This is a genomic window from Pseudomonas protegens (genome assembly GCF_013407925.2).
Taxonomy (GTDB): domain Bacteria; phylum Pseudomonadota; class Gammaproteobacteria; order Pseudomonadales; family Pseudomonadaceae; genus Aquipseudomonas; species Aquipseudomonas fluorescens_AP.
Map to the genome: position 1 here is coordinate 2,569,061 of NZ_CP060201.1, position 12,259 is coordinate 2,581,319.

Below are 12,259 nucleotides of genomic sequence, written 5' to 3' on the forward strand. Positions count from 1 at the left end.
TGTAGGGACGGGCGTGCCCGCGCAGCAGGCAACGCCGATCAGACGATCCACTTGCGATCCCCGGTAAAGCTGATGGTCAACCAACGCGCGGCATCGGCCTCGCCCAGCTGACTGGAAAGCTCCTCGCGCACCTGGTCCAGCGTCGCCACGTTCTGCAGCGGATAGTCCGCCGGCAGCACGATGTGGATCTCGATGAAACGCGCCCGGCCGTGCTTCTGCACGTAGGAAATGTATTCCTGGAAGCCATAGGCGACCATGGCCTCCTCCATCACGCTGCGCACCTTCTCATCCAGCTGGTCCGGAGCGATGCCCAGCACATCCCGCAACGCCGGCCGCAGGATCTTCAAGGCCGGTGGCAACATGCTGATGGCCAGCAGGATCAGGATCGCCGGGTCGACATACACCGCCCAGCGGTCATGCCCGTACTGCTTGAGCAGCAGGGCCGTGACAAAGCTCACCAGCAGCCCCACCGAGAGCATGGCGTCCACCAGCCAGCTGATGTTGTCGAACTGGATCAGCGACGATTTGAGCGTGCGGTTACGCCGGCGCACATAGAAGAAGTAGGCGAACTCCGCCACGGCGAAGAAGGCGGCATAAAAGATCACCAGCCCCAACTCGACTTCTCGGCCACCGTTGATGATGCCGAACACACCGTTGAGGAAGGCATAGATGGCAATCAGCAGCAGGAAGCTGCCTTCGATCAGCAGCACCATCGGCTCCAGATGCCAGAAGCCGAACTGGAAACGATGGTTGCTTTCCTTGGCGATCAACCGGGCGGTGATCAGCATCAGGACCTTGATGAAGGTCGCGATCAGGGAAAAGAAACCATCGAACAAAATGGATTGGGCGCCAGAAACAAAACCCGTGACGATACCGGCGATCGCCACGGCGAACATCAGTACGGTCGATTGTTTGAGCAGAACCTGCTCACCTCGGTTACTCACGATTCCTCCTATCGAACTTCAAAAACACCGCCTCCAGTGAGGCGGCAGCGAAATTTCGGGGCGGAATTCTACCTTGCCAGGGCTGACCTTTAGCTGAAACGAATCAGCTTATGTGTTTCCGAGTACAACTGTAGTCGCTGCCGAGCCATGGCGAGGCTGCGATCGCCGAGGTCTTGCAACCGCAGGAGGGCCTGACGGCCCTGCGCAGCGGCTACGCCTTGCGCTCGATGGCGAAACCGGCCCAGGTCTGGCTTACCGGCATCAGCTCCAGACTGTTGATGTTGACGTGGGCCGGCGTGTTGAGCACCCAGAAGATGGTGTCGGCGATGTCCTCGGGCTGGATCGGCTCGGCGCCGGCATAGGTGGCGTCATAGCGCGCCTGGTCACCGGCGAAACGCACCAGGGAGAACTCGCTTTCGCACAGGCCCGGCTCGATGTTGGTCACTCGTACCCCGGTGCCCTGCAGGTCGCAGCGCAGGTTCAGGGAGAACTGTTTGACGAAGGCCTTGCTCGCGCCATAGACGTGGCTGCCCGGGTACGGGTAGTTGCCGGCGATGGAGCCCAGGTTGACGATCCCGGCGCCCCGGCCATGGGCGATCAGCCGCGGCAGCAGCAGGCGGGTGCTGTACATCAGGCCCTTGATGTTGGTGTCGACCATGGTGTCCCAGTCATCCAGGTCGCATTTGGGCGCCGGGTCGACCCCCAGGGCCAGGCCGGCATTGTTGATCAGGCCACGCAGCTTGCCGAAGGACGCCGGCAGATTGGCGATGGCGTTCTCCATGGCCTTGCGGTCGCGCACATCGAGCACCAGGCCGTGCACTTCGGTCTGCTTGGAAAGCTCTGCGCACAGCGCGTCGAGGCGCTCTTGGCGACGACCGGTGAGCACCAGCGACCAACCGGCCGCGGCAAAACGCCGGGCGCAGGCTTCGCCAAAACCGGATGTCGCGCCCGTAATGAACAGTGTGGAAGTCATGGTGTTCTCCTTGCTGGGTGGCGAGCCGCCGTGTCGATAAAAAAGCGTTTCGCAGCATGCCCGGCCCGGCTCCGGGCGGCAACAGAAGCGCCGGATCCCCCGGGCGACTGTACAAAAAACGCTCACCGCCCTGAAAGGCACAGCAGACGCGGCCTGCAGCCAGCTGCGCGCACCTTATCCACAGGCCGGTCCACAGTCTTTGGGGGCAAGTGCAGATCCCGCAAAGCCACTGTGCACAAGGCCTGTAGCCGATCACGAGAAGTTTTTTGCTTGACCCGCAGCAGTCGTCCGTGCACCCGCCGCCGGCAAAGATGACCGCGCGGTCAAAGTGCATAAGGCCAGAGGCCAGCAACCACGCTGCTCAGCGCGGTCTTTCCAGAGTTTAGTCACAGACTTATCCACAGGCTTATCCAAGCCTTTGGCAGGGTCTGGCTGCGACAATAAAAAGGTTGACAATTGCGTCCACGAGCCGCTCCAAAAGCCCTGGTCAAAAAACACACAATCGCCTGCAAGCCACGTAAATAAAGGCCTTCAGCCAGCTACTCCCACGTTACCCACAGCCCGCTCCACAGCAAACGGGGACAAGTCAAAACGGTGGAAAAACAACTGTTTGCAGCGTCTTTATGCCGCGCTTTACCAGCTTGCGAATAATGTTGTCCACAATTGTCCTACGTGAGTGGCCCTTGTCCGAACGCACTCTGCCCAAGCGCGCAGGAGCCGGCTTGCCGACGCACCTCGAACCCACAGCCGCCGCTGGATAGCGGTCATCGGCGCGGGTCGTTTAGCTGGCCGGCCAGCGCCTGCAAGACGGGTCGCCGCTGTGGATAAAAAATGCCCCGGCGGCGGGAGCCGGCGGGGCATTTTTATCCACACAGCGGGCCGTCAGTGACCGCCCAGGTAAGCGTTGCGCACCTCCTCGTTGACCAGCAGCTCCTTGCCAGTGCCGCTGAGGCGAATCTCGCCGTTGACCATCACGTAGGCGCGATCAGAGAGCTTCAGCGCGTGGTTGGCGTTCTGCTCCACCAGGAAGATGGTCATGCCGGTGGCCGCCAACTCCCGCAGGGTGGCGAAGATCTGTTTCACCACGATAGGCGCCAGCCCCAGGCTCGGTTCATCCAGCAACAGCAACTTGGGCCGGCTCATCAGCGCCCGGGCAATGGCCAGCATCTGCTGCTCGCCGCCGGACATGGTCATGGCCCGCTGGGTACGCCGTTCCTTGAGCCGCGGAAACAGCTCGAACATGCGCTGCATGTCCTCATTGGCGTACTTGTCGCCAATTGGGATGGTGCCCATCAGCAGGTTCTCTTCCACGGTCATGTCGGGGAACACCCGGCGCCCTTCTGGGGACTGGGCGATGCCGTTGGAGGCGATGTAGTGGGACGACTTGTGGGTGATGTCCACACCGCGATAGAGGATCTGTCCGGACTCGGCACGGGGCTGGCCGAAAATCGACATCAGCAGGGTCGATTTGCCGGCGCCGTTGGAGCCGATCAGGCTCACGGTTTCCCCTTCGTTGATGTGCAGCGAGACTTTCTTCAGGGCCTGGATCGGGCCGTAGTACACGTCCAGGTCCTTGAGTTCGAGGATAGGTTGACTCATACCAGCTCCTCTTCGTCGGCACCCAGGTAGGCGGCGATCACCTTCGGATCGTTGCGGATCGCCTCCGGTCCGCCTTCGGCGATCACGTTGCCGTGGTCGAGCACCACGATGTGGTCGGAAATACTCATCACCATGCCCATGTCGTGTTCAATCAGCACCACGGTCAGATCGTGCTCGTCGCGCAGCAGCCGGATCATCGCGCTCAGCGCTTCGGTTTCCTGAGGGTTGAGGCCGGCGGCCGGTTCGTCGAGGCAGATGATCTGCGGCCGGGTGCACATGGCCCGGGCGATCTCCAGGCGCCGCTGCTGGCCGTAGGACAGCTCGCCGGCCAGGCGGTTGGCGCAGTCCACCAGGTCCACCACTTCCAGCCAGTAGAAGGCGTGGTCCAGGGCGGCGCTTTCGGCCTTGCGGTAACCCTTGGTGTTGAGGATGCCGGACAGCAGGTTGCGGTTGACCCACATGTGCTGGGCCACCAGCAGGTTCTCCACCACGGACATTTCCTTGAACAGGCGAATGTTCTGGAAAGTCCGCGCCAGGCCGGCCCGGTTCACCAGGTGGGTGCCGCCGAACATCTTGTAGTACAGGCGGCTGGCGAAGCTTTTCGGCGACACGAAGTCGCTGGCGCGAAACGGCTCGCCCAAGAGCTTGATGACGTTGGTCTGCTGGCCCCGGGTATTGAGCTCGATGCGCCCGCCGGAGGCCTTGTAGAAGCCGGTCAGGCAGTTGAACACCGTGGTCTTGCCGGCGCCGTTGGGGCCGATCAGGGCGAAGATCGAGTTGCGCTTGACCTTCAGGCTGACGTCGCTGAGGGCCTTGATGCCGCCGAAGTGCATCATCAAATTCTCGACCGAAAGAATGTATTCGCTCATGGCGCGTTCCCCTCAGTCAGAGCACCTTTGCGTGGAGTGACCCCGGTACGGCTGATGCGGATCAGCCCTCGCGGTCGCCAGATCATCATCAACACCATGAGAATGCCGAACAGCAGCACCCGGTATTCGGAGAAGCTGCGCAGCAGCTCCGGGGCCACGGTCAGGACGAAGGCCGCGATCACCACGCCCACCGTGGAGCCCATGCCCCCCAGGACCACGATGGCGAGGATCAGCGCCGACTCGAAGAAGGTGAAGGAGGACGGGTTGACGAAGCCCTGGTAGCTGGCAAAGAACACCCCGGCCAGGCCGGCGGTGGAAGCGCCGAGGGTGAAGGCCGAGAGTTTCACCAGCACATGGTTCAGGCCCATGGCGCGGCAGGCGATCTCGTCTTCACGCAGGGCTTCCCAGGCCCGGCCCACCGGCATGCGGGTCAGCCGGTGCTTGATGTAGAGCACCAGCAGCACAACGATGAACAGCACGATGTAGATGAACAGGAACTTCAGGTTGGGGTTGTATTCCAGGCCGAAGAACTCGTGGAACGGCACCCCGCCGTCCTTGGCCTTGCGCCCGAACTCCAGGCCCATGAAGGTCGGCGAAGGCACCGGCATGCCATTGGGGCCGCCAGTGAAGGACAGCCAGTTGTTGAGCACCAGGCGGATGATCTCGCCAAAGCCCAGGGTCACGATGGCCAGATAGTCGCCGTGCATTCGCAGCACCGGGAAGCCCAATATGCACCCCGCCAGCGCCGCGGCAATCGCCGCCAGGGGCAGCACGGTCCAGAAGCCCAGGCCCAGGTACTGGTAACCCAGGGCCAGGCCGTAGGCGCCAATGGCATAGAACGCCACGTAGCCCAGGTCCAGCAGCCCCGCCAGGCCCACCACGATGTTCAGTCCCAGGCCCAGCAGCACATAGATCAGGCCGAGGATGACCACGGTCAGCAGGTACTTGTTGGCGAAGAACGGGAACACGATGGCGATCACGATCAGCGCCGGGATGATCCAGCGCAGCCGCGACTTGTAGTCCGGCGCCAGCACATGCACCCCGGAACCGGTGGTCTCGAAGCCCTGGAGAATCTTCAGGCCCTTGGGGGTTTGCAGGAACAGGCTCAGGGCCAGGCGGCCGGCCATGACGATCGCCACCAGCCACGCCACGCGAGTCGGTTGCAGGTTGAAGCTGTAGCCGTCGAGCACCACGCCCACGATGGGGCCGAAGACGATCAGCGAGATCAGCCCGGCGAGCACGGCGTCGATGACGCTCTTTTTGATATCAATCGGTTTATTGGCAGCAGACATACTTACACCTTCGCCACGAGTGGGCGACCCAGCAGGCCTTGGGGACGGAAGATCAGGATCAGCACCAGCAGCGAGAAACTGAACACGTCTTTGTAGTCGGAGTTGATCAAGCCGGAGAACAGCGACTCGGAGATCCCGAGGATGATCCCGCCGAGCATCGCTCCGGGCAGCGAACCGATGCCGCCGAGCACCGCCGCGGTGAACGCCTTGATGCCGATCACGAAGCCGGCATAGAAGTCGAAGGTGCCGTAGTTCATGGTGATCAGCACCCCGGCCAGGGCCGCCATGGCCGCGCCGATGACGAACACGTAGGAGATCACCCGGTCAGTGTTGATGCCGAGGATCGAGGCCATCTTGCGGTCTTGCTGGGTGGCCCGGCACATGCGCCCCAGCTTGGTGTACTTGATGATGTAGGTCAGCAGCGCCATGCCGGCGAACGCCGCCACCAGGATGAAGATCTTGGTGTAGGTGAGCTGCACGAAGCCGGTGCCGATGTCGACTTTCCAGGCCCCGGCCAGCAGGGTCGGCACCCCTTGCTGCTTGGCGCCCTGGCTGATCTGCGCGTAGTTCTGCAGGATCAGCGAGATACCGATGGCACTGATCAAAGGTGCCAGGCGGGTGGAGTTGCGCAGGGGTTTGTAGGCCACGCGCTCGATCACCCAGCCATAGATCCCGGTCACCACCACGGTGAAGATCAGCGTGCCGAGAATGAGTAGCGGGAAGGATTCGATGCCGAAGTAGGCCAGCAGAGCCAGACTGATTGCCGCGAGGTAAGCGGAAATCATGTAAACCTCGCCGTGGGCGAAGTTGATCATGCCGATGATGCCATAGACCATTGTGTAGCCGATGGCGATCAGACCGTAGACGGACCCGAGGGTCAGTCCATTGATCAGTTGCTGCAGGAAAATACCATCCATAACGCAATCTCACGGACTTGAGAGACTGCACAGGCCGTTGACGCCGGACAGGGATCACCCGTCTGCGCAACACGTGCGTTGTGCAGCTCTACGAGAAAAGGCAAGTACTGCACGAGCAGGGACCGGCATCAGGGGGTGATGCCGGCCCGTTCGGACTCATGTCACTTCTGTTTTTCCAGCTGGTGGTACTTGCCGTCCTTGTCCCACTGATAGACCACGTAGTCGGAGATCTTCAGGTCGCCCTTGGCGTCCCAGGACTTCTCGCCCATCACGGTTTTCACCGGATTGGCCTTGAGCCACTTGGCGGCGTCTTCGCCCTTGTTGGATTTGGCGCCGTTGAAGCCGGCGGCCAGTGCCTGGACCGAGGCGTAGGCGTACAGGGTGTAGCCTTCAGGCTCGGTGCCGGCCTTGCGGAAGGCATCCACCACCGCCTTGCTGTCGGGCAGCAGGCGTGGGTCGGCGCCGAAGGTCATGTACACGCCGTCGACGTATTGCGGGCCACCGGCGGTGGTCACCAGTTCGTCGGTAACGATGCCGTCGTCGGACATGAACTTGACGTCCTTCAGGCCCTGCTCGCGCAGCTGGCGTACCAGCGGACCGGCTTCCGGGTGCAGGCCACCGAAGTACACCACGTCGGCACCGGCGGCGCGGATCTTGGTCACCACGGCGCTGAAGTCTTTCTCGCCACGGGTCAGGCCCTCGTACAGCACCGGGGTCACGCCGCGCTTGGTCAGCTGTGCCTTGGTGGCGTCCGCCAGGCCCTGGCCGTAGGTGTCCTTGTCGTGCAGCACCACGACTTTCTTGCCCTTGAGCACGTCGACGATGTAGTCGCCGGCGACGATGCCCTGCTGGTCGTCACGCCCGCACATACGGAACATCGCGGACAGGCCGCGCTCGGTGACTTGCGGGTTGGTGGAGCCCGGGGTGATGGCAATCACGCCGGCGTCGCTGTACACCTCGGAAGCCGGAATGGTCGACGAGGAGCAGAAGTGCCCGACCACGCCGGCGACCTTGTCCTGGTCCACCAGACGGTTGGCCACCGCCACCGCCTGCTTCGGTTCACAGGCGTCGTCGCCCTTGACCAGCACGATCTTCTCGCCGTTGACCCCGCCCTTGGCGTTGATCTCGTCAGCCGCTGCCTGTGCACCCTTCATGTACTGCTCGCCAAATGCCGCATTGGCGCCTGTCATGGGACCCGCTACACCGATCTTCAGGTCGGCTTGAGCAAACGCAGAAACACCCAGCGCAGTTGCCACTGCGAGGGCCAGAAAGCCTTTCTTGTAAAACGTCTGGGACATGAGGTGGTGCTCCAAGGTTTTTTTAGTTGGCACTGCGACTTCACTAAGGTTGCTCAGAGCAAGCGCCGTGCCAGTGGTTTTTTATTCTGAAAAAAGTCGCTGTCTTATTGTTATTTCGACTGTTTCGAGCCCTTTTTTATTGGGCGTGCAACCGTCTAAACCGCGGAAGGTGAAACCCTGCTTTTTAATGGGCGCAACCCATGCGTGCCATCATTGCAACCGCGACACAATTCAACGTGCAACCTTGCTGTAACAGCCCGCGTCACCGAACTGCACACTGCTGGTGCGGGACTGCTACGAGCCGCACCATTACAGGCTAGTCGCTGCATCGAAAAGCGTCGTCTGCGGCTATTTATTTCCTTGTTCAGATCACGATCCGCAGGCACTGGCCCGCGTGATAGAGGGAAAAACCGGCTTCGTACAGGCAACTGCGCAGGCCCACGCCGGCCAGGGGCTGCATGGGCGCGAAGGGAATCGGCAGTGCCTGGGGATCGCCGTTGCACAGGTAGTCGGCGAAGGCCTTGCCGACCACGGTGCCGGTGGTCACCCCTCGGCCGTTGTAACCGGTGACGGCCACCAGGCCGGGGGCCGGTTCGAACAGGCGCATCAGGTGATCGGGGGTGAAGGCGATGCAGCCGGTCCAGGTGCATTCCCACTGCACCGGCTTGAGGTAAGGGAAGTAGTGCTGCTGCACCCGGTCGGCCCAGGCCTTGAGGAACCACAGAGGCTTCTGGTTGCCATTGCCCAGGCTGCCCAGCAGCAAGCGCCCATCGGCATCCCGGCGGATACTGCTCAGCACCTGACGGGTATCCCAGGAACCCTGGCCACCGGGCAGGATCTGCCGGGCCGCCTCTTCGGTGAGCGGCGCGGAAGCCACCTGGTAGTAGTAGCCGGGGAAGAAATTGCGCCGCAGCTCGGTCCAGTCGCCTTCGGTGTAGGCGTTGGAGGCGATCACCACTTGCTCGGCCAGCACCGAACCCTGCTCGGTCTGCACCGACCAGCGCTGGCCCTGGCGCTCCAGGCGGGTCACCGGGGAATGGTCGAACAGCTGGCCGCCGAGCTTGACCGCGGCCTTGGCCAGCCCGGTGGTGTAGGCCATCGGATTAAGGGTGCCGGCACGCCGGTCGAGCAGCGCGGCGGCGATCTTGCGGGTGCCGGTGGCCTGCTCGCAGGCCGCGCCGGTCAACAGCTCCACCGGGGCGCCACGGCGCTTCCATTGTTCTTCGCGACTGCGCAGGTCAGCCTCGCCACGGGCGTTATGGGCCATGTGCAAGGTGCCTTCGCGGCGCAACTGGCAATCGATCTGGTACTTGTCCACCAGGCTGAACACCAGGGCCGGCGCGGCGCCGAGCATGCGGTTGAGCTGGCTGCCCACCTGCTCGCCGAAACCGGCCTCGATCTCGTCCGGCGGGATCCACATACCGGCGTTGACCAGCCCGACGTTGCGCCCCGACCCGCCCTGCCCCGCGCGATGGGCCTCGACCACGCAGACCCGCTTGCCCTGCTCCAGCAGATGCACCGCCGCCGACAGGCCGGTGAAACCGGCGCCGATGATGCACACATCCGCCGTCAGCTCGCCCTTGAGCGGGGCGTTGTCAGGCCGCTGCGGGGTCAGTTTTTCCCATAGACATTGTTCTTGTAGCGCCATTGCCAGACTCCGAAATCAACGAACCACAGACGCTGAAACGCATTGACCGCTGTTCGCCAGCAAGCTGGCTCCTACAAATCACCCCATAGGAGCGAGCTTGCTCGCGAATAGACTCAATCGAAGGTAATGCCCTGGGCCAGCGGCAGTTCCCGGGAGTAGTTGACGGTGTTGGTCTGGCGCCGCATGTAGCCGCGCCAGGCGTCGGAGCCGGACTCACGACCACCGCCGGTTTCCTTCTCGCCACCGAAGGCGCCGCCGATTTCCGCGCCGCTCGGGCCGATGTTGACGTTGGCAATCCCGCAGTCACTGCCCACCGCCGACATGAACCGCTCGGCTTCACGCACGTCGGTGGTGAAGATGCAGGACGACAGGCCCTGAGGCACGGCGTTGTTCAGGCGCAGGGCTTCCTCGAAGTCGTTGTAGCCGATCACATAGAGGATCGGGGCGAAGGTTTCGCTGCACACCACATCGCTCTGCTCCGGCATTTCGACAATCGCCGGCGACACGTAGTAGGCATTGGGGAACTGCTCCTGCAACTGGCGCTGACCGCCAAAGACCCGGCCGCCTTCGCTCAGGGCCTGTTCCAGGGCGTCCTGCATGGCATCGAAGCTGTGCTTGTCGATCAGCGGGCCGATCAGGTTGCCCTGCAGGGGGTGACCGATGCGCACTTTGGAGTAGGCCGCCTTGAGCCGGGTGACGATGTCTTCTTTCACCGACTCGTGGGCAATCAACCGGCGCAAGGTGGTGCAGCGCTGGCCGGCGGTGCCGACGGCGCTGAACAGGATGGCGCGCACGGCCATGTCCAGATCGGCGCTCGGGCCGAGGATCATGGCGTTGTTGCCGCCCAGTTCGAGGATGCTGCGGGCAAAGCGCGCGGCGACTTTCGGCGCCACTTCGCGGCCCATGCGGGTGCTGCCGGTGGCGCTGATCAGGGCCACGCGCGGATCGTCCACCAGGGCGGCGCCGGCGTCGCGGCCGCCAATGATCACCTGGCTCAGGTACTCGGGAGCGTCCTGGAAGTTCTTCAGCACCCGCTCCAGCAACGCCTGGCAGGCCAGGGCGGTGAGCGGGGTCTTCTCCGAAGGCTTCCAGATCACCGGGTTGCCGCAGACCAGCGCCAGGGCGGTGTTCCAGGCCCAGACCGCCACCGGGAAGTTGAAGGCGCTGATCACCCCGACCACGCCCAGGGGATGCCAGGTTTCACGCATGTGGTGGCCCGGGCGCTCGGAAGCGATGGTCAGGCCGTAGAGCTGGCGCGACAGGCCGACGGCGAAGTCGCAGATATCGATCATCTCCTGCACTTCCCCCAGGCCTTCCTGGGTGATCTTGCCGGCTTCCCAGGACACCAGTTCCCCCAGGTCGGCCTTGTACTCGCGCAGCACCTCACCGAATTGCCGCACCAGCTCGCCACGACGGGGCGCCGGCACGTTGCGCCACAGGGCGAAAGCATGCTCTGCACGACTGACCTGCTGCTCCACCTCGGCGGCGCCCTGCCAGTTCACCGCGGCGATCTTGCTGCCGTCGATGGGCGAATGCACAGGCTGGGAGCCCGATTGGTACAGGGCCGGGTTGACACCCAGACGATCAAGCAATGCGGCAACCATGGGGTTACTCCTGACAGATGAACGCGAAAGATCCAGGCCGCCGTGACGGCCATCAAGGCCTGTAGTTGTAGCTGGCCCGAGACTTGCCAACAAACGACCTTTAAGCGAGATATCATTCCGTTTATTCATGCTGAGCCGGTATCCAGCACCGATAAGAACAAGGACCACCCATGCTGAACAAACGCTACCTGCCGTCGATCACCGCCCTGCAGTGCTTCGAGGCCGTGACCCGGCACCTGAGCTTCACCCGCGCCGCCGAAGAACTCAACCTGACCCAGAGCGCGGTGAGCAAACAGGTGGCGCAACTGGAAGAGCTGCTGCAGCACCTGCTGTTCCGCCGGGTGCGGCGGCGCCTGCAACTGACCCCGGCCGGCGACCTGTACCTGGTGGAAGTGCGCAAGATCCTCACCCAGGTGGAGATGTCCACCCACTACCTGCGCTCCTATGGCGGCGAAACCGAAGTGCTGCGGGTGTCCACGCCCTACACCTTCGGCGCCCGCTGGCTGGTGCCGCGCCTCAAGGGCTGGCGCCTGCGCCACCCGCATATCCACCTGGACCTGTGCAACGAGCAGGAGCCGGACGAACTGCTCCAGGGCCATGCCGACCTGGCGTTCTACTTCGGCCAGGGCGCGCGCCCCGGCACCGAAAGCCTGAAGCTGTTCAGCGAGGAACTGGTGGCGGTCTGCGCCCCGGACAGCCTGCCCGCCGAACCCTTGACCGATCCGCGGCAACTGACCGAACTGGTGCTGCTGCAGAACGCCTCGCGGCCCCAGGGTTGGCACGAATGGTTCGAACAGCAGGGCTACCAGACCGAACACAGCTATCACGGCCCGCGCTTCGAAACCTTCTACATGTGCATCCGCGCCGCCCAGGTCGGTTGTGGCGTGGCCCTGCTGCCGCGCTTCCTGGTGGAAGAGGAACTGGCCGAGGGCAAGCTGGTGATCGCCTGGAAGTACGCCATGCCCAGCCAGGACGCCTACTACCTGGCCTACCCCGAGCACTCGGCGGAAGTGCCCAAGGTCCGCGACTTCGTGCGCTGGATGCTCGAACACAACGACGCTCCCCTCCCGTAGGCGCCGGCTGGCCGGCGATGGAGCCCTCGAGCCCTGCACAAG

10 protein-coding genes are annotated in these 12,259 nt (G+C 63.2%); 1 reads left to right on the forward strand and 9 read right to left on the reverse strand.

All coding sequences use genetic code 11. From position 1 onward, the window contains the following. Positions 1-38 precede the first annotated feature (38 nt). From GGI48_RS11955 to GGI48_RS11995, 9 genes are all read right to left on the reverse strand, one after another. A complete protein-coding gene (locus GGI48_RS11955) occupies positions 39-944 on the reverse strand; it encodes a cation diffusion facilitator family transporter (protein WP_016967868.1) in 906 nt (301 codons plus the stop codon). A gap of 211 nt (positions 945-1,155) precedes the next feature. Beyond that, positions 1,156-1,917: an SDR family oxidoreductase gene (locus tag GGI48_RS11960; protein WP_016967870.1), complete on the reverse strand. Its 762-nt coding sequence runs from the start codon at positions 1,915-1,917 to the stop codon at positions 1,156-1,158. Positions 1,918-2,799: 882 nt separating this feature from the next. Beyond that, positions 2,800-3,516, reverse strand: a complete 717-nt coding sequence (locus GGI48_RS11965) for an ABC transporter ATP-binding protein (protein WP_016967871.1) — start codon at positions 3,514-3,516, stop codon at positions 2,800-2,802. After that, positions 3,513-4,385, reverse strand: coding sequence for an ATP-binding cassette domain-containing protein (locus GGI48_RS11970; protein WP_016967872.1), 873 nt, complete (start codon positions 4,383-4,385; stop codon positions 3,513-3,515). Before GGI48_RS11970 ends, GGI48_RS11965 begins: the two co-directional genes overlap by 4 nt. Beyond that, on the reverse strand, positions 4,382-5,677 hold the full coding sequence (livM, locus tag GGI48_RS11975; RefSeq protein WP_016967873.1) for a high-affinity branched-chain amino acid ABC transporter permease LivM: 1,296 nt from the start codon (positions 5,675-5,677) through the stop codon (positions 4,382-4,384). Before livM ends, GGI48_RS11970 begins: the two co-directional genes overlap by 4 nt. Before the next feature lie 2 nt (positions 5,678-5,679). Next, on the reverse strand, positions 5,680-6,594 hold the full coding sequence (locus GGI48_RS11980) for an ABC transporter permease subunit (protein WP_011058967.1): 915 nt from the start codon (positions 6,592-6,594) through the stop codon (positions 5,680-5,682). Between the two features lie 161 nt (positions 6,595-6,755). After that, complete coding sequence (locus tag GGI48_RS11985; protein WP_016967874.1) at positions 6,756-7,892, reverse strand: branched-chain amino acid ABC transporter substrate-binding protein; 1,137 nt, start codon at positions 7,890-7,892, stop codon at positions 6,756-6,758. Positions 7,893-8,256: 364 nt separating this feature from the next. After that, entirely contained in the window at positions 8,257-9,540 is a 1,284-nt protein-coding gene (locus GGI48_RS11990) for an FAD-binding oxidoreductase (RefSeq protein ID WP_179598463.1), read from the reverse strand. Positions 9,541-9,653: 113 nt separating this feature from the next. After that, the gene (locus GGI48_RS11995) at positions 9,654-11,144 is read right to left on the reverse strand and encodes an aldehyde dehydrogenase family protein (RefSeq protein WP_103739551.1); all 1,491 of its coding nucleotides are present in this window, start codon (positions 11,142-11,144) and stop codon (positions 9,654-9,656) included. 170 nt (positions 11,145-11,314) lie between these two features. Here GGI48_RS11995 and GGI48_RS12000 point away from each other — a divergent pair, with 170 nt between their 5' ends. Then, positions 11,315-12,217, forward strand: a complete 903-nt coding sequence (locus GGI48_RS12000; protein WP_047301370.1) for a LysR family transcriptional regulator — start codon at positions 11,315-11,317, stop codon at positions 12,215-12,217. Positions 12,218-12,259 lie beyond the last annotated feature (42 nt).